Here is a 19531-nt window from a genome sequence, read left to right as displayed (position 1 = left end):
GGTTGATCTTAAGTTTAAATTAGAGATTTATTTGGATTTTTCGTGTGCGTAGCTCGATTGGGGTTGCTGAGGCTGTCCCCATCCTGCATCGTTGTTTTGATGTTGCGGATGTTGCGGATGTTGCGGTTGTTGCGGTTGTTGCGGTTGTTGCGGTTGTTGCGGTTGTTGCGGTTGTTGCGGATGTTGCGGTTGTTGCGGTTGTGCACTTTTCATCAGGCCTGCCTGTTTAAGGAGGTCTTTTGCTGCTTTAGAAGTGTGAGACACAATTTGCGTACAGTGTGGTTTAAGTGCTTTACGATCTAGTCCGCTTGTTTTATCTTTCCATTGATCAACTCGCAGAACGTATTTTAAATGAATTGAGTCACCTATATTTAGAATTTCAGTCAGAGCTAGTAACGTATGAGCTTTCACCTCAACAGTAATGGCTTGATAACGCTCAACTTTTACTTTATCTTTGTTCTGGTAGGAGTCATCAGTTATGACGCCAATAGAACCCCAAGGGCCATCATTTCCGTCTTTAATATTAGTAAAGCTGATACGTCCGCTTAATGCGCCAATGTTTTCATCAGATGCAATTTTCATAATCATTCCTTTATTTGGAAGTGTTGGAAGGCGAGGTAGTAAATTCCTCATAACTAATCGTCTTCAACAGACAATTACCTAAAATTTCATTGTGAAGTCTTAGGTAATTAACCGAAAGTAAAAAGAAGGGCGTAATGCCCTTCTTTCTTTATTCTAGAAACGTGATGGTTCCAGGGTTCCAAAACCTTTATAGGTATAGTTCGTCTCACTTTGGGTGAGTTGAGTGGCTGATGCAACTTGCTTTGCTGCAGTTTTAGCATGACTAAATACCTCAACAACAGGCGGCTCAACTTTCTTAGCTTGAGCAGCTATTCTAGCCATGATTCCTTCACCATTCCCGCAACGTAGAAATGCAGGTGTACTCAGGTCCTGAGTCTCAAAATCATTAGTTTCAACTTCAGGACTGGAAACAACAGTAATTTCAGGTTCGATTTGGTTAGCAACAGTTGTTTTAGTTTGAACACCAGATGCTACACTTGGAATTAAAGATTGTGAGTCACATGGTAAAACACTAGGCGCTTCACTTTCTTCAGATTCAGCACGTAGATCAGCAAGATGTTCCTTTGCAACAGCTCCTTTAGAAGCGGTATCGAGGTCATCTTTCATGTGCCATTTCATAATGTAGTAATATCGTGCAATTTTAGGAAAAACAAATTTTAAAACTAAAAAAGCAACAACTAGTTGTAATAGAGCTTGGTAACCCATGATTAATTCCTTTTGGATGTGACCTATAAAGGTCTAGTTCAGGATCCTGAACATTTTGGTTTTGCCAATATGGCGGTTTAATAATAAGACCGTGCAAGCACGTTGTCAGCGACGTGTCTATTAAGCTGACGTTTGGTGAAAAAATCACACAAAACAGGTTTGAACACTTGCTAAAATACGGATGTAAAAAAGCAACAACTCAAAGCTGTTTTAAGTGGTTAAATTGAATTGTTTACCGATTACACGGAAATTAATTGGATAAGGTTGAATCTAATTGAAGAAATTTTTGAAAGTGAGGCGTTTCAACACGCTTAGCCTGTGCGTGTATTCTTTAATATTAAAGCCATAAAGAACAAAGTCAATACATTTATTCTCGTTTAAATTGGCCTATTCACCTTATTAAGATATTTTAAACTCACATGAACTACGCATTGCGCATGTTAAGCATTTGAACTTTGCAGGTGAAGATTTTGATGTTTTACCACACTTATTAATTTTTCTGGCTTCAATGATGTAAGGTTTAACTTGGCCATAAATAGTTGCACTATCAGGCAGTACTCCACCCTTTTTTTCCTTACCCGTAACAACGTATCCATGAGTAATATTAAAACTATCTCTTACAGCTATCACTGACGTTAGCATTTGTATTTCATCACTCAGATAAACTTTTGCATTACGTTCCTTATACTCAACTAATGTAAATTTTTGATAAGCAGTTTCGTAAATAAAATCAGGCTTGGCCTGGACAAGATATTTTGATGACCTAAATATTTTAGCGTTTATATTTTCATCCGAATAGACTAGTTTACCTTTAAAACCAAAAGGCGTTGCTGGATAATAGTTATCCCCTTTTCTAAGACGAATTAGTCCGAAATATATGAAGCTAATTAACTTAAGAACTCGACCTACTCCGACTATAAAAATAACTAATGCTATAACTAAGATTAAAAATCCCAATATAGGTGCAGGAATATTAATGACGACCTCCTAGTCGTTTACAGGCATATTTATGGACACTACGGACAAGAAGAATAGATAAAAACTTAAACCGTACAGAGTGCTTGCAGAGACTAATTAAGAGAGGTGATAAAGCGTAATATATTGAGATAAATACTCGGCCCATAAGATGGGGTTTTAAATGTTCATCTCTGAACAAGCGTAAATCGCATGTGATAGCACTGTCTTCACCAAATGCGTAGGTTGCAATAAAGCACCGGCTATCCTTCGACATAGCAAGAGCTGTATTAGTTAACTCAGCGTGACCTTGGTTACCGTGCTTTTGTCTTTTTAAAATATACTTATCAGTAACTTTATGTTTTTTGGACAAAGCATAACTTTGAGGACAATAAGCAACTTTGCCACAATCACTAGCATTTACATATTTATTATTTTTCAAGCCAAATCCTGTTACTAATAGGGGTAGTAACAGGTTATATACTCGACATAATCTCGTCAAGAAGTTCAATAACTTGATACCACACTCACTAAAGGTCCTGCAGAGCAGGATTATTCGCAAATGAATATATTTAACCGGTTACAAATAATTTATTACTTAACAAAAAGCATGGGAATCTGCACCAAGATCGACTTTAAAAAACGAGGGTCTAACAGCTGATCCAATAGTCGCGAGGTTTAGATTCTGGCCGATACAATTTTATAAGCTATCAACTAATCACTTGCTCAGGTGTAACTAGGACACATTATATCACTTAGATTAAATCCGAATTAAGAAAAAAATGAACAATGGTAGAATGTTGTGATGTACATTATCTCTCAAAAAACACAATCAAGCGGCCATCTTATAATATAGACATAGGGGAGCTGCAATTATTGAAAGTGGGAACTCACCAGTTATCGTTGTCCAATGAACGAGGTTTACCCGTAACGCATTGTCGCCTATCTCCAACAGGTTTGACGGGGGCACTTGAACCACCAAGTACAACATACATTAAAAATAGATATGCTAATTTGAAGGGTATTTTTATTAAGAATATCAAAACAACAATCAAGCCTTGCAGTAATGAACCATTCTTATTTACCTGTTTGTTTTCAACACTCATTAACCCTCCTAGCGGTATAACTGAAAGTGTGGTTTAGGCTAAAAGGAGTGTTACCTTCTATGAACCTAGCTTATTATAATCCATAAAAACTGAAGTAACTGAAAAATTGGTACTTGTATTCAGTATTTCTGCCTACCACCAATTAACACCTGTTACTTATTAATATAGTAACAGGTGTTTTATGGAAGTACAGTTTATTATAAATATTTATAAAGATTCATTGCTAATCAAAAATCCCACAGTAATAAGTTATCACTATGGGTTAAGATTTGGTTGATTTTACTTTGCTTGATTTGCTTTGTAATTGTCCACCGCTTCTCTACCTTTGGCTCTAGCTTTATCTCGCATATTTTTAACACCACTCTTTGAATCTTTCTTTGCTTGTGTCAAATCAGCTTTCGTTGCATTTGCAGCACCTTGTCCAGCTGAGTTACCTAGTGCAGCACCGCCCATAGTAATGTGCGTAATAAAGCCTACAGTTCCGAGTAACGTCGCCCATAGAACAGGTAATATGACGTAGGATTTCCAGCTGAGATCAAGTTGAACCAATTTCAATATGACTGTGCTCGTATCACTTATATTCCCCCACCCTGCAGCCGTTAGCCTTGCAAGGGTAAAATCAAACCATCGGGCAATTTCAAACATCACCATGATAAATTCCAGTCCAAATATTGTAACTGTAATAGTCAACACCATGCCAAAAGAGTAACCACTGAAAACCATTAGTATAGGTATCGCAAGGAAGAACACAGTTTGGATTAAGAGTAAGTACATTGGTATCGCTAGCTTTTGTACCCTAGCCTCAATTAGACCTGCTCCATAGGTTTCTGCAGAAAGAAATATAGTAGCCAAATCACCAACAAAAGTTACACTTTCATCAAAAGCATTGTTATTTGTTTTGCCATCTATATTAATACTTTCCCCTGGATTGTTCTTTTTAGCCTCATTCAGCAGAGAACGACCAATCAATTGGTTTAGCCAATTTTTCTCTGCGTCGAAGTTTATACTTGCAACATGTCTTGGATCCACCTGATAATATTCCAAATACTCCTCTTTAGTTTGCCCTGCATGCATCATACTTCCTGCCATAGCAGAGCGGGCAATTTTTAAGTCATCTTTAATAATGTCATCTAACTCTTTTCTGAAGTCTCGTTTAAGGAATGATCTCAATACTTTATAGCCATCCGAGCATGTTGGGTCTGTGAGAGCGTCACCTTTACTGTAATTTAAATTTTCTACTTGATCGATGGGGTTAGTCGAAGCACCAGCCCCACTTTGTGCGATCATAGCACCCCAGTAATCGGGTGATAATTTCATCCTAATTTTGTCATATATTCCATCGACAACACCAGTGAACTCATCATGACCCACCCAAATTTTGTCATCTATTGCTTTAAAAGTAAGTGGTGCTTTATTAGCTAAAAGGGCGATGCCTGGTATATAACACTGCTTTGCGAATTCGCCAGTGTAGCCGTTCATGTCCTCCGATTTCATTTTTGTACTTGCAATTTGCATTGATAGACCCACGATGTCACTTTCACAAGGTATAGTTGCGATAAGTGCGTTAGCACCTCTGGTTGACATATTTTGAACTAATCCAAACCATAACTGAGGTCGAGCTGCCGTACCGTTGATTGATATATCTGTTCTTTGTAATGCAGTACTTATAGTGGCGTTCCCCTGCCTTGGATCTAGAAGATATCCTGTATTTTTATTATACATTGAAACTGAAGAATCAAGGCCTCCACCTGTAATGCTGTTTGTTATATTTGCCTCGGCACATGTCGTTGAAGCATAGTTAATCGTATCTATCTTCATTTCTGGCCCTAACGGGAAAACACACAATATCATCACAGGTATTATCCGCATAAAATCAACTTCAACGCGCTTTAGGGCCTGAATCCCCTTATTCCCTTCATCATCCCCCCCTGCAGATGCTTGGCCAAAAGCTTTTACAACAGAGACAATAATCGGGATAAAAGCTATACCTGTCATATTTAACAGGTCCCAAATTCTGTTATTCAGGAAAAAACCTAGCGTAATAGTATAAGCTTCCATTGCAGTGTTCACTAACATTGTCATAAGCTGGTACCTCGCATTATTTGTATCACTTCAAATAGAACAAACAAAACTACAAGCACAGATTGCAAGCGTCTCACCCTATATTTAATCTCAGGTCTCATACTATAATCACCGAACTTTCTTTTGATATAGAAATGAAACGCAACAATACTTATTGGATACATCGTGATTCGAATGTAAAAAAATATTACTTTGAAATCTGTATCTTCATTCACCATCACCGAAGTAAAAACAATTATCAATGAAAGGCAGCACATCGCACTGAAATAAGCTGCAGTCTTAACCCACTTATTCATGTTAGCCTCCATAACTCGGTGAATTAGAATTTTTGTTTAGCTCTTTTAAATACAAAATTTCTGTAGTACGTCCTGAAGTTATAAACTTAAGATTTTCTTCTTCTTTCATTCGTGCAATCTCACTATCTAATATACTTAAACGCTCTCTGGCTTCTTTCATCAGTAATTCATTTTGCGATACATCCTGATGACGCATTGCTGTTGTAATGATACGTTTAGCTTCTAAAACTTTTTTAACCATATTTGACCGAGACATATCTTCAGCTATTGAGTTTACATAACCATCCCTTATACCCGAGTTCTGTTCGTTCAACACATCAAACAATTTACGGGTGAGCTTGCTGTATGCTGAGGCATCATTTACTTTATCGATTTTCCTGTTTATCACGGTACTTGAAGGGTATAAGACGTTCATCGGAGGAAATACTTCGTTTATTAGATCTTTAAGTATTTCATATTCAGCTTTTATCAAGCCATCGATACCTTTGCCACTTTCAGTCTCGATACCAGATTTAGTTTTTATAAAAGTTTCGCCAACTATTTCTGTTACAAATTTATTGACTTCCGCTGGAGATTTAAACATCTTCGCGATAGGAATTGAGTTTTTCTCATCCGTTGTTGCCGCAGCAGTAACTTTTTCATCGCGCCCTAAAGCAGCATTGTAACCAACACGAGTAAACTCTTCGGTAACATTTAGAGGACCTTGAACTTGACCTGTTTTTGGATCTGGTTCGCTGCCACCAAGACTTGTTGCACCAAACTTAATCCCCGCTTTTCCTAAATTGGCTTTATTATCCGTATATGCTTTAGCCAAGGTAGTATCAGCTAGATATTTTTTTGCTTTTGCAAAATTTTCTTTTTGATTTAAGGCATCCAAAGCACCACCAGCATTGTCTAGTAGAAAGTTTTGACTCATTTCACAAGCTTTAGTGAAATTATCAAAGTCGAATTGAGCCTGTGCCATGAAGTTTTGGATTTCACTGAATAAATCAGGGTTAGCTCTTTTTATTGCCATCTGCATTAGAGAAGCTGGACTTACTGAAGCTTTAATCCCGACTTCGAGATTTACTAATATTTGTTTAAATTTAGCCTTGCTGAATGTACTTTTAAATGATGTTTCCATATCGAAATTGCCACAGGTACTATTGTCTACTACCTTAAAACCAAACTTCATCTTATCTTTTGAACTAAATGGTTCAATAATAGCTTTAGCACCAACATACCAATCAGACCATTGTGAGTTTTTATTTTGCGTAGAATTTATATCAACTGCCATTACAGACGCGTTGAAAAGCATAGCGCCACAAAGTGCAATGCTCAGAACTGGTTTTTTCATGATAGAACGCCATTTTGCTAAGATTTATTTATACTATCAAAGCAGTGTCTGTAAATGTGGGATGGCTGAATATTGAGATTTCGTGGGGTGTTGGAAGTAGTTAAAATTTATTAAGAAAAAAATGGCTTCTCTAATTAGCATGTCAAGCAGGATACCATTCAGTACCCTGCTATATTTATTTCGAACGACTCAAAATTATAATGGAAACTTATTATCCCCATTCAATTGCTGTGATGTAATTTCCTCGATCACCACAGCACTTATATCGTTTCCATAGTAACCATATATACGAATTGTCAACACTCGGTATCTCCTCAGTCTTAGTCGGAAAACGTTTACATTCATTCGACTTTTTTGGATACAGCATTTGCCACGTATGCTCACTTTTCTTGTCGTTGGTTCCTTCCGGTTTTTCATGAATATAATCTACATTGAAATACTTAAAACTACCCGTTGTACGCGGTTTTCTGGAAAGTTTTGTGACTACAACGTGTAAACCGCTTCCATCTCCACCAATAATATCAGCAGCACGCTGTGCTATAGTGGCAGCTCCCTGGTATGGTGATTGATTTTCTATAAAGCCCTTCCGAGGGTAAATCCACCCCCAACGCTTACCACTAGTTATTCCTGGTATGTGTGGTACCTTACGACCTGCCTCATTCACAGAATTAGCTAAATCTTCATACCCTGGAATCTGAATATTCCACGTCATATTTTTATATTCAATTGCTCGCTTTATATTAAATGGTGTTTTGGCGGCTTCCCATATACCTAGGTTCCACTCAGGTGATGCACGGGAACTAAATACTGGTTGGTACATTGTAAGTTCAGAATCACAAAGATTCACACCAAAATTGCCACCAATAGCGTTTACGGCGGTTTGAACCAGTGGGTAAACAGGATTAGCAAACATTCTTACATCATAATAATTAAGTGCTGAACGACCTTCCGTCTTAGTATGAGGCTTTGTACCCGTTTTCTCCTGATGACGATTTTCTTCAACCTTATTACCACCACCAAAGCCCGAATCTTTGATGATATTGGCTACATGACTACTTAACTCCGATTTTAGTATGCTTTTTATCACCATCCCCCAAACACCTTCTTCAAGCCATTTAAAACCATCAGCAACCAATCCAACGGCCCCGCTTAAATGAGTCGTGTCAGTGGCGGTAACCTCTGTTATAACTTCAGGTATTAAGTGGGTTATAATAAAACTTGGGTTAAAGTCTACCCCCCAGCAACACTTAATTTCATACCACCAGCAGACACCTTTAATAGCTTTTGATGTATCTACATTGAGGCATTCTAAATTAAATTGGGGTTCAAATAGATCTAACTCGTTTACGTCTCCATCATCACTATAAGCTTTGCTGACTGTGCTAATTGTTTCTGATGGATCAACTGCATAACTATCAACACTGAATGATGCAATTAAGAAACCAACAAGTATCGTTAATAGTGGGATTTTCAGTTTACTTAAACTGCTCATCATTTCGTTGCCTTATTATCGACCCACATCGCTGCATCCTTTGCTTTAGCTTTATTGTAAATCGTAAGCGCAGTAAGTGGCAGTTCTCCATATACAATGAATTTTTCATCAAATACAACTGCAGGTACTTTGTCAATTCCATAGCTCATGGCAGAAACAAAACTAGTTGCCCCTTCTGTCATTTGTTTTAATTTATTTTGAAATGCAGGGTCCCTTTTGAATTTATCCATAAACGCAGCGATTTCAGCTTCAGAATTGAATTTCTTTCGTGCCATTTCGTTATTAAGCTTGTCCAATTGGTTTTTGCTTTGATCAACAAAGTAAACATCAACATCAGATTTTGTTAATCGCTCCAATTTTGGGATGTTTAATAGGTCAGATTGGATGCTAGTGGTGAACACTTCAATTCGAAATGGTGGTGGCACCGCCGCATTTACGCTTGTTATTAGTGATAAAAAGATACTGATACTGATTAACAATTTATACCGACTACCCATTATAATTTCCTTATCAGACACTGTGGCCATGTTATGGCCACAGTTCAAAACAAAAATAAGAGACAAAACCTAACTTAAGCTGCAATACCGCGGAGCCGGTCAAATTCTTCTGCAATCATATAAGCTGCTTCAACCTCTGATATCTTATGAGTTTTCATCAACACAGCTCGGTCTGCTTTTTCATCTTTTTCATTTAGTGCCAGAGCCAATATTAATGATGGTGGTATTGTTCTAAATAGCATTTCTGGCAATGAATTTGATAAGATCATGCCCTCTGTATAGCGTTTTGGTAACTGCTTACAACTCAACATCATTTTTTCCTGGGATGGTGTCAGTGGTTTGAATTTACCAATTTCCACCACTTCCTTGGAGGTGGGGCAAAGACACATCCACCAGTCAATCATTTTAAGGAGTTTTTCTGCGGCATCTGGATAATCTGTCAAATTCTGGGTGGCTAAAATAGAGCTAATGCCGAGTTTACGCTGAACTTTAACCGCTGTAACAAGGAACGGGGCCAGCATTGGATTTGTGGTGATAACGTGCGCTTCATCAGTCACAGATATGATCTGACGCCCAGTCGGGTCGTGCTGCATTTTTTCACCCATACCATTAATGTGATTCATCAATGAAATGTATGTAAGAGCTAACTGCCCCTCATAACCTTTACGAGAGTATGTCGCAATATCAATAAGCGTGATATCCGCATCTTCCCAACCACCAGATGGAGTGTTGAAAGTTTCACCGTCAAAACCATGACAGAAGGTATCCATACTAATGGCCATTTTTTTAACTTTAGATCGCATGTCCGAGTCAAGTTCACTATCACTACTGATGAAATTCAACCTGTCTCTAATGTGCTCAGCGAGTAATTCATAGTTATTATCATATGCTAATTGACCTGCTTCACGGATAGCCCGACTTACTAGTGACTTGTCGGCTTTAGTATAGAGATCATATTCTTTTTCTTCACCACCTGTAATCATTAAGAGTGCTGCGATCTGCATTTCACCAGCGATATCTCGCTGATCATCGCCATCTTCATCTTCATCTTCACCTTCGACTACAACAACCTCTATAACCGGCTCATATAGTTTATGACTGTCAGCATATGGATTCAACGTAACGCCACCACCTGGAGTGATTTTCTTTTTCGACACAGTAAGTCCATTATCCTTGCAGTAATCAGCAAGTAAGCCAAAGCTATTACCTACCTCAAAGATGAACATTTTAGGTCTTAAGGCGCCCATCAATTGGAAGATAAGATTTACTAGACTTACAGATTTACCCGAGCCGGTCGGCCCAAGGACAAGCATGTGCGAATTTGAGCTTTTATCCTTGTTCATAAAATCGAAGCTAAGTGGGCTCCCTCCACGATTGAAGAGGTTAACCAATGCGTTACCTGAGCCGGTACTACGACCAAACATTAATGACATATTCATCATATGTTGGACCCAGTAGGGTTTTAAATATTTCTTTTTATTGGCTAGAGTCGGATTAAGCATCATTGGTAAATGCAATAAATAAGCATTAGTAGCTAATGAATCACCCGCTGCAGGGTATGGGACGATACTATTAGAAGCCATTGATGAATAAACATCGTTGGTATAGCGTTTCAACTCTTTATCATTGTTTGCACGAATAAAGACACCGAAGCTACCATTACAAACATGTTGGTCGCTATCCATAAATTCTCTCGCGATAGCCACAGCGTTCAAAGTATTTTCAGATTCTCTTGAATCACCTTTTGATGAATTTTCAATTTTTTCAATATGTTTTTCGACTTCTGATTGAAATGAAATAACAAAAGACTGACAGACAACGGAACCAGGAGGTAAGCCATCTAAGAAGCATTGCGAGAAACCCTGTTCTGATTTTTTTACCTCACCAGACAGCTGACCAAGTTCAGGTGTTCGACGTATACTCCGCGCTCTGACAAAACGGTGGGGCATTTGATCAAATTCCCATACGCCTTTCTCTGGAATAGATACAGGTTTGTTAAATAAGAGTTGTTCACTAAGGTCATAACCATAAGGAGTTTCTTCCTTGGTTTCTGGAAATGACATCATATTTAGGAAGTCTTCTTTGCTTTCGCCAAATGTTGGTTTAGGGTTAAGCCAATCAAGCATCCAGCGGAAGAAACGTTTACCGTTATCACGTTGAAATTTAATATTATTTGATTTTAATTGTGTTTCTAATCTTTCACATATTTCATTTAATTCTGATTGAGGGTTATGATCAGTATCACGTTGAAGTGCTTTGGAGCAACGGCGGTAGAACACTAGCTTAGTTTGGCGTAAGTGACCACGATACATCGAGTTAGTCACAAGCGTATCTTCAAAAATACCCTTTTCATTTGCCCCTGTACCGCGGTAAAATTCTTCCATAACCTTAAGATATTCTTCGGTAAACTGGGTACCTCGGGCTATAGGTGAAATACTTTCTTTGATTTCTTCCATATATTCTTGTAACTGCGTGTCAGCATAACTATATTGCTGAATGACCCAATCGCCGCCAGCGCTAGGAGTGAATATGTCTTGAAACATGTCTTGCAAGGCATTGCGTTTCATGATCAAGTCATCTTCGGACACACCTTCAGTGGCGATAGGTCTGATAGTGTAAACCGCTGCTACGGAATAACAGTCTTCTAATAAGAATTGCTCACTATCATTGAGGTATTCCATCCATGGAAGAAAATCAATAAATGACTGTTTATTAGTTTCGTAAAGGTCTTCCATTTGTTTTTCTGTTACAGCCCGTTCGATACGGGCATTATCTCGCTTAGCCGTTCCAAGAGCCTGACGTACCTGCGTTTTTAACATATCGAGAATACCTGTAGTATCAAGCATCTATTTTTGCTCCCAGTTTATTGACACTTCATGAGGAAGCGCATATTCATCTCGTTCGTACATTTTAAATTCCGTGATAAATGCAGGTATAGGTGAGCGGTCTCTTGATAATTTTGATGAGACAAACATGTACAATGTTGGATTTGGTAACAATTTATAATCCGGTTTCGGCGTATTATGCAAGGTATACGCATCCATGTTAAGTTCCTTGCTCAATAGCGGGCGTTGAACAGCTAACCGCATTGATTGCTGCCCTGACGCGTTAGCATGTGATTCATATACTTCTTTAATAGTCGTATCAACAGGTGGTATAACAGATTCTTTACTTGAAGAGCACCCGATTAAAAGACTAATCCAAGCCGTAATAATTATCGTTTTTAGAAAACTGGTTTTCATAGTGATTAGTCCTTCTGCCATTTTTAATGTAATTAATGTCAATTTGTTCTTCCATATGTAAAACAACAAGCTTATTCGGTGGTACAAATACTGCATCGTATGCACTTTGCTGACGGGTTTCTAGATAGCTTGTCACTGTGTTGGTACCATTGCTTAGTGCTTTACCAGCTGCATACTCTCCAATGCTCCCAGGTACAGAGGTTGTAGTATCTCCACCATTTGTTGTTACTGCAGTTTGTGCTGCAGCATATGCTTCCCCCCCCGCCTTTAAGACATCTAAGCCAACTGACTGAGTCAAATAAGACGCTGCATTAGAGATCAGCTTGCCCGATACACACGGGATCCCCTTATTATCACTAATGTACCCTAATGATTTGGCACTTGGCTCATTACCTTCTGGGTAACTTAAAATCGTGCCGTCAGTAAAAGTAAAGAGAAAGGAATTTATTTCACCTGATACACACTTAAGAGTATAATCACCTCGAGCAGTGCCACTAACCACCGCGCCTTCAATACCTTCAATAAAAATACCATTACTGGCCAAGTTTTCTCGGCTTAAAAGTACTTTGAACTTATATGGATCTACAACTTTACCTTCTAATGGTATGCGACCAATCATAGCGGTTAGTGTTACTGAATCTAAAAGCGTTGCATTTCTTGGAATGGTGGCGTAAGCACTGAATAAATCTTCGAGTTTTTCCTGCGCTGTTAACGTTTGAGATGACACTATTTCATCTTGCTCTCCAAATTCAGGCATTGTAATTGTCGACTTACCGTCTTCATCAGTGGTTTTAACCGCATCTATTGGCATTACCCATTCAGAATAACCATCAGTAATTCCGGATGAATCAAGGCCACTGATAACTTTTCTTGAGTAGTTATCCAGTGTTGCCGTGCTTTCTGGTTGACTAAACGAAGGTGGTTTTAGTCTTGGTCTTGTGTTTGACGTACTAGCAGTAATGTTAGCTGGGTAGCGACTATCAACCGGATATTCGTCTTCAAGCACTACCCCTTGATCAAGACCTTCACCATTCCCGCTTGCCTTTATAGATTCTAAGTTTTCTGAGAAGTTAGATACCTTACCAATTAAATCGGTAATCCTAGTATTCATACCATCTCTTTCAACCTGCTCTTGCTGTAACTGGTTACGTAGAATGTTGTTTTCATTGATGATAGTTGCCTTATCATCTTTTTGTTCTTGAATGTTTTGTTGCATTTCCTTCATTGAGGCAACCAATGTTTTTAATGTATCAGAGCCTGTATCGCCCTCTTCAGTTAAATCAACAGCAGTTGGTTTAACATTGGTCACGGTTTCCGTTACAGTCCCTGATTCAGCATCTATAATACTGGTGTCACCACCTTTAGAAACTCTAACAGCAACAAGAATCAAAATTAAAATAACGATTCCAGGTACCCACTTAGTAACAATTGGATTTGAATTCATAAATTATTCCTTAAAAAACATAAATCGCATTTGCTAACGGTTTATCTGTGACGAGGTACAACACTGTCGTGTCGCCAGGTGCATTTTTCTGCCTTACAAATAGGTGCTGCGGCGTTGCATAGCTGAAGTCAGCATTAATATCTTTAAACTCAATGGGCTGTTCTAACATTGACTTATTAACAATTTTTATAGCTGTAAGAACAAATTCATCAGTTTTAAAAACAGCAATAGTTGATAATTTGAAAGTGTTAAAACTAGTTCCTGTAAATAGATTACTCAAATCAATATCAGGTGCAGCTAGTGTGGCTATACGACTGTCAGATAGGGCTAACCTTTCTGGTCCATACAGAGCACGACTTGCATAACGAGTTAACTGAATTGGAGTTACACGCCCTGACGTTGTGTTGCTCGTTGCATTTTCCTGAACATATTCTGAAGATACCTTCTGTTTTTGAGGTAGTTTAATTATCACATTTTCGTTCGTGATATTACTAGCGTCAACAGATTGAATATCCACTAGTATTATCTTTTGACTATCATTAAGTCGAAATCTGAATCGTGTCGTATCAAACTCTTCTTTCGCTGTAATATAGACTGTCCCTTGCGCAGAACTGATATCAACCTTATCCGATACTGCTAATGGTTTTTGGTAAAAGACGTGGTCCGGAAACTTAAGTAACCGTTCTTTACCTTTAGTCAAGGTGATTCTAATCGGCTCTTTCTTCCACGTTATCACCTCGGTAGCACTAGCCGATGTAACAAATAGAATTAAAATAAAAGTAAGAAAACGCAGCATGATAGACCCTATTAATTAATGATTATGCGGTGAGGTGTAGTGTAAAACCCTGCGATTTTAATACCCCATTGGTTACAACTTGGGGTTGAGTCATCGGCAACTAGCACAAGTGGATAACGCACAGTTGCCTGTTTGACTAAAGTTGAATTAATGAATTCATTTAATTTAAGATCTAATTGCACATGCCATTTACCCGCTGATTTAGGGATTACCATCTTTTCATCATATCCGGTATCATGAGCTTCACTAACATATCGAACACGGCCTGATGCTTCGCCTCTCTGCAATCTTTGCTCGTGAGCATCTTCCAATTTACCTCGAAAATCTTCTGTTATGTAACAACGAAAGGACTCTAGATTTTCCTTGCCATCAATAGCACCATCTTTATCCCATGTATTAAGAGTTTGAAATATCATATAGGCTAAAGAATAAATAGTAGGTTTAGGTACTTCACCGGCGTACATCTCACTTCCGCGAGTTAGCACAGGCGGAACATAAACACGCAGTCGAGATGGAGCACTTGCCAGTGCAGCGATGAGAGCTAAAATAACCAAAAGCATAATAAACATCACTATCTTTGAATCGCGCAAATGTTTATCTTTTGCTGAAAGTTCATTCATTGATCTGCTACCCATCATTTACGGTTCCTCTCCAACGACCAAACTTGTCGTTTGTAAAATAAATCACTTTTAAAACTAAATTTCTTTAACAGTTTCAGTTCGAAATCCACCCAAAACAGCTCAGCTGGTTTTGACTCTTTCATCATTGAAATTTTACCGCCGATAACACCCAACATAAAGATTCCAAAAAGTGCGCCTGCAGCAAAGCCTAAAATGCCTATACCGAAAAATGAACCACTTACCGCACCTATCACGCTAAATAGAATGATATTCACAGCTCCAATTATGAAGATTTCATTTCCTGTGAGCCCTTTCCAAAGTGCTGGTTCATAACTTATTCGTTCCAGCGTTGTTGGGATGGAGTGATGTTTTGCCATGTTGAATCCTATTTAACGTGATCCGATTTCAGTTAAAAACGCACTAAAACAATCGCTAACTGTTAATCGTTAAAATATTTCAGTTGCTTGTGTAACCATCCAGAATGTTGCAGAGGCAAGTACCACACCTACGACCGCGGTAGTCCCAAGATCCTTGTATGTAGCCTTACCATCACTAATTTCACCATACGTTGTTATCCCATTGGATACGACGCGAATCAAAGCCCACGAACTCAACATTAAACCAATTAGCAAAATCCCATCTCCCATGTAATTCTGGAAGGTTTTTATGAGGCCACCACCGTTACCACCAGTTGGGGCTGTCACAGGGGGGATACCCGCAGCCCACACACTTTGAGTTGCTAATGAGGATGTAATACACACAGTCAACATTTTCGCGCTTAGTTTATTGATCATCTTCTTCATTGTTATTTCCTAGTTAATTAATTTGTTAGGTTTCATGTTATTTATTCAATTCGCTTAGTATTGTTATCCACCAGTCATCAGATACATGCCAAAGGACACTAGTACCAGTATCCTGGCCACCGCCTTAGCTGCATACGCAAATGATAAATTTCTAGCACTAAACGCGTCATAGACATTTCCGAGCACCCAAGCTCCGAAAAGTAATAAGATTGCAAGCCCTGAATATTGAAATAGTGTGTAATAGTCAAATATGTCTGCTATTCCGCCAGTGTTAAACACGACTTCCATGCAATGTTGGTAATCAATACCTCGCTCATGACATGCCATAATTATTCTTCCTGTCGACTAACACTGCTATATGAAAGTGTTAGGTCCGTTAAACTTCTTGGAAGTTGTGGTGAATTCAGGTGATTGTTAATTAGTCTTTGCATCTCTTCTAAATCAGCTTTTAGTTGCCCGTATTTAAAATGAACTCTACCTGATGATGCGGCAGCCGAAGCTCTTTCAGCGATTGGTATTGAGGCGGCTAAGTGTTGCTTTAGCTTATTGAGATATTCAGCCTCCTCCCACGTCAATGCGCTTAATGGAGCACTAACAAACGACAATGTTAATGCCAACGCCAATATTTTTTTCACACGACATCCTTAAGTTCTATAGAGTTTAAAACGGACTTCCAATCACCATCTTTAATCAATGATTCGACCTGATTGTCAAAAATTGTGTTGCTAACAAAAAACCGGCCATTTTTACGTATATTACCAACTAATTTTATAGCGAAATCGTTGAGGTCATTAAGAGATAGTGAATCACAATATTTAGGGTCTACACCGGTATCACGAAGGGAACGGCTCAACATACTCACGTTGTTAACACAAAATAGACCTACGAACTGATAATCCTTTCGGGCAGTCATTCGACGTACCATGTATATTTTTATCACTGACCTGACCTCACTGTTAACTACGACCAATAATAAACGATTAAAAACGAGAAATGTGGATCGGCTGAATATTGAGATTTCGGTGTTAAAAACTAGTGAATTTAATTGGGAGTTTGCTTATATATTAGTTTGTTTTTTCGACGCCTAGATAGGACTGGCTAATGGTGATAATGAGAGTTTATTGAAAGGCTCTTTATTGTAAGATTGGTTAATTCAAGACATGAAAAAGGCCGCTAACAATAATGTTAGCGGCCTTAGAGTTTTGAATTTATATCATTACATTAATAATAGACCCCACCATTAGCATGTTGATAACCATGGTTACCAATTCTAACCAATGACGAAGATATGACTTTATTTTTACTGTCTAAAACACTTACAGTCCAACTATATAAGCCGCGTAGAGGCGTATACTGCTGCCCTATGTTACCAGTCCATTTAACCGAATTACCAATTTTCCACTGTACTTTAGCACCTTTAATCGTTGAGTTTCTAATCGAGTACGATCCACTAGATCTACCTCCATTCACATAATATGTTTCTGTTGCCCAGTAACCTTCACGCCCACTACCTTTACGAACGCGTCTCGTTTGTTTAACTCTAGATCCATAGTGCGCCTTATTGAGTAATACTCGGTTAGCTTTATCACCAGACGATGCAGTGAAAAGAGCGCCGCCAGATGAACCTAAATAAAATCCGAAGGCATAGTTCTGAACAGGTGGTGGTGTTGATGACTGTTTAGATTTACAAGCATCAATCTTTTGTGATTCACAATCTTTAATCCAGGTTAGTGCCTCAGTTAATGATTTTTTGCCACCAATAGCTGTTTTAAGGCTAAAGTCCGCCGCAGTAACAACGCCACCGACATTAATACTTGAAGCCGTCAGCATGCCTCCAACAACAACGTTTTGCTTAAACTGCCCCTGACTATTGAAAATGCTAACACCTTGAAAAGTATTACCTACATCAAGACGAGCGTAATTAGCTGCTGCTATGTCACCAAGTTTCTCAGCGTTTAAGGCTTTATTCGCTGTCGCATCAATACCTAAGTATTTATCCGTTAGCGAAACACCACCTTCTACCACATCACTCGCTTCAACTGAAGCAGTAACAACTTTACCAGAAGCTCTAAGAGTACGTGCTGTTACTGCATTTGCAGTAATATCATTATCTACATTTACATTTTCTTTAAATCGCTGTGTTTTAAAGAAAACATTCTCTGCATCACGACGCACATAATTACCCGCAGCGACTCCACCTAATTGATGAGAGTTTGCTGCAGTTGCATTTATACCAAGGTATTTCTTACTCAGTAACACATTGTTTTCAGATAAACGTGCGGCGTTAATTGTGCTCGTTGAATTTACACGACCTTTGAACTCGGTATTTCCAACAAAAGAATTCGAACCGTTGAACTCATTATTACCGTTAAGTTTACTGTATATATCACTCAGTTTTTTACCGTTATCGTAAAACACACCGTTTTTATCAATAACCGTTGTACCGCCTACTTTGATACCTTGATCAGCATTAAGTAAACCTGACACAGTTAAGTTTTTTTCAAATTCGGCGTTTTCAATAAACTTATTAAACTGATCTCGACGAGCGAACTTTTCTGCAGCTACCCCACCAAGATTATCCGCATTATCTGCATTAAGTGCATTTTTTGCTGTGGCATCAACACCTAAATAACGATCTTTAAGTGATTGGCCATTCTCAATGAATTCTGTACCACTAATTTCTGTACCGTCAAAAGTACCGCCCTTAAAGGAAGCAGCTGTGATCTTTTTGTCAACAACTACATTATTAAGAAATCGGTTAACAGCAGTAAATGTATTTTGCTGATCAATACGCGAATATTGATTAGCGGCTACATCTCCCAATTTATCTGCGTTAACAGCAGTGGCGCTAATACCCAGGTATTTAGATTCTAGATTAAGGCCATTTTCGACAAATGATGACGCCTTAACAGCACCTGTCGATATAATGTCTCCGACAGAATTAATACCACCAACAAATGATGTTTCACCAGTAAAGGAATTGTTTCCATCAAACTTGTTATCCCCCTTAAGTTGGGAATAAATGTCTCTGACTTTAACCCCCTGGTCATACAGCGTTCCGTCAGCATCGACAATCTGTGTTGAACCAGATGAAATTCCACCCTTAGCATCGATCTTGCCATTTATTACAACATCTTTATCAAACGTCGCATCTGATTTGAACGTTGACTTACCAGTTATCGTTTGGTTACCAGCTACCGTTTGGTCACCCTTGATTTTCTGATTACCGGTTACCACTAGATCACGACCAATGGTCGTATCTCTTGATACAAACAAGTCTTCACCAACCTTCATGTTTAACACGTCAATGTTGTTCGCATCGATGTGCTTTACATTGTCTAAGTCAAAGTTGTTAAGGTTGATTCCCTGCATCATCTTGTTACTGTTTGGGTTACTTGCATCTGGAATTCGTGACAGCATAGATTCAACAATGATTGCAGAAGATGGTGCCGAGACAGACATTTGAACTTTACCAGCGTTTTGCTTCGCACTAGATTGCACTGCAATCATTTTGCTAATCACTTCACTACTAGAGCCAGCAGGTAAGCTAATATCTATGTCGAAACCCGTCGCTGT

Annotated in this window: 18 protein-coding genes; all 18 read right to left on the bottom strand. The window is 38.6% G+C overall.

All coding sequences use genetic code 11. The annotated features are described in order from the left end of the window. Positions 1 to 27 precede the first annotated feature (27 nt). Positions 28 to 582, bottom strand: a complete 555-nt coding sequence (locus tag JFU56_RS11550) for a hypothetical protein (RefSeq protein WP_198437442.1) — start codon at positions 580 to 582, stop codon at positions 28 to 30. 153 nt (positions 583 to 735) lie between these two features. Further along, a complete protein-coding gene (locus JFU56_RS11545; RefSeq protein WP_198437441.1) occupies positions 736 to 1287 on the bottom strand; it encodes a hypothetical protein in 552 nt (183 codons plus the stop codon). 399 nt (positions 1288 to 1686) lie between these two features. After that, positions 1687 to 2244 carry a hypothetical protein gene (locus tag JFU56_RS11540; protein WP_198437440.1) on the bottom strand — a complete coding sequence of 186 codons (558 nt, stop codon included), beginning with the start codon at positions 2242 to 2244 and terminating at the stop codon, positions 1687 to 1689. A gap of 16 nt (positions 2245 to 2260) precedes the next feature. After that, positions 2261 to 2683 (bottom strand): CFI-box-CTERM domain-containing protein, encoded by a 423-nt coding sequence (locus tag JFU56_RS11535; RefSeq protein ID WP_198437439.1) that lies wholly within the window; start codon positions 2681 to 2683, stop codon positions 2261 to 2263. A gap of 448 nt (positions 2684 to 3131) precedes the next feature. Further along, complete coding sequence (locus JFU56_RS11530; RefSeq protein WP_198437438.1) at positions 3132 to 3347, bottom strand: hypothetical protein; 216 nt, start codon at positions 3345 to 3347, stop codon at positions 3132 to 3134. A 279-nt stretch (positions 3348 to 3626) separates the two neighbouring features. Beyond that, a complete protein-coding gene (locus tag JFU56_RS11525) occupies positions 3627 to 5429 on the bottom strand; it encodes a conjugal transfer protein TraG N-terminal domain-containing protein (RefSeq protein ID WP_198437437.1) in 1803 nt (600 codons plus the stop codon). A 297-nt stretch (positions 5430 to 5726) separates the two neighbouring features. Further along, positions 5727 to 7061, bottom strand: coding sequence for a hypothetical protein (locus JFU56_RS11520; protein WP_198437436.1), 1335 nt, complete (start codon positions 7059 to 7061; stop codon positions 5727 to 5729). Between the two features lie 211 nt (positions 7062 to 7272). Continuing rightward, on the bottom strand, positions 7273 to 8556 hold the full coding sequence (locus JFU56_RS11515; RefSeq protein WP_198437435.1) for a TraU family protein: 1284 nt from the start codon (positions 8554 to 8556) through the stop codon (positions 7273 to 7275). Beyond that, a complete protein-coding gene (locus tag JFU56_RS11510; RefSeq protein ID WP_198437434.1) occupies positions 8553 to 9050 on the bottom strand; it encodes a DUF1525 domain-containing protein in 498 nt (165 codons plus the stop codon). Before JFU56_RS11510 ends, JFU56_RS11515 begins: the two co-directional genes overlap by 4 nt. A gap of 74 nt (positions 9051 to 9124) precedes the next feature. Further along, a complete protein-coding gene (locus JFU56_RS11505) occupies positions 9125 to 11896 on the bottom strand; it encodes a conjugative transfer ATPase (RefSeq protein ID WP_198437433.1) in 2772 nt (923 codons plus the stop codon). Beyond that, positions 11897 to 12292: a hypothetical protein gene (locus tag JFU56_RS11500; RefSeq protein WP_198437432.1), complete on the bottom strand. Its 396-nt coding sequence runs from the start codon at positions 12290 to 12292 to the stop codon at positions 11897 to 11899. Beyond that, a complete protein-coding gene (locus JFU56_RS11495) occupies positions 12246 to 13736 on the bottom strand; it encodes a TIGR03752 family integrating conjugative element protein (protein WP_198437431.1) in 1491 nt (496 codons plus the stop codon). Before JFU56_RS11495 ends, JFU56_RS11500 begins: the two co-directional genes overlap by 47 nt. Before the next feature lie 10 nt (positions 13737 to 13746). Then, positions 13747 to 14532: a TIGR03749 family integrating conjugative element protein gene (locus JFU56_RS11490; RefSeq protein WP_198437430.1), complete on the bottom strand. Its 786-nt coding sequence runs from the start codon at positions 14530 to 14532 to the stop codon at positions 13747 to 13749. An 11-nt stretch (positions 14533 to 14543) separates the two neighbouring features. Continuing rightward, on the bottom strand, positions 14544 to 15170 hold the full coding sequence (locus JFU56_RS11485; protein ID WP_198437429.1) for a PFL_4703 family integrating conjugative element protein: 627 nt from the start codon (positions 15168 to 15170) through the stop codon (positions 14544 to 14546). Continuing rightward, positions 15167 to 15529 (bottom strand): DUF3487 family protein, encoded by a 363-nt coding sequence (locus tag JFU56_RS11480; RefSeq protein ID WP_198437428.1) that lies wholly within the window; start codon positions 15527 to 15529, stop codon positions 15167 to 15169. The genes JFU56_RS11485 and JFU56_RS11480 overlap by 4 nt, the downstream gene beginning before the upstream one ends. A 69-nt stretch (positions 15530 to 15598) precedes the next feature. Beyond that, positions 15599 to 15955 (bottom strand): TIGR03745 family integrating conjugative element membrane protein, encoded by a 357-nt coding sequence (locus JFU56_RS11475; protein ID WP_198437427.1) that lies wholly within the window; start codon positions 15953 to 15955, stop codon positions 15599 to 15601. A 329-nt stretch (positions 15956 to 16284) separates the two neighbouring features. Next, entirely contained in the window at positions 16285 to 16590 is a 306-nt protein-coding gene (locus JFU56_RS11465) for an RAQPRD family integrative conjugative element protein (protein ID WP_198437425.1), read from the bottom strand. 586 nt (positions 16591 to 17176) lie between these two features. After that, positions 17177 to 19531 (bottom strand): hypothetical protein (locus JFU56_RS11460; protein WP_198437424.1); only part of this gene is annotated, 2355 nt, incomplete at its 5' end.

This window comes from Moritella sp. F3 (genome assembly GCF_015082335.1).
Classification (GTDB): domain Bacteria; phylum Pseudomonadota; class Gammaproteobacteria; order Enterobacterales; family Moritellaceae; genus Moritella.
Note: the sequence above shows the minus strand (reverse complement) of the source record. Positions and strands in the feature narration are given on the sequence as shown.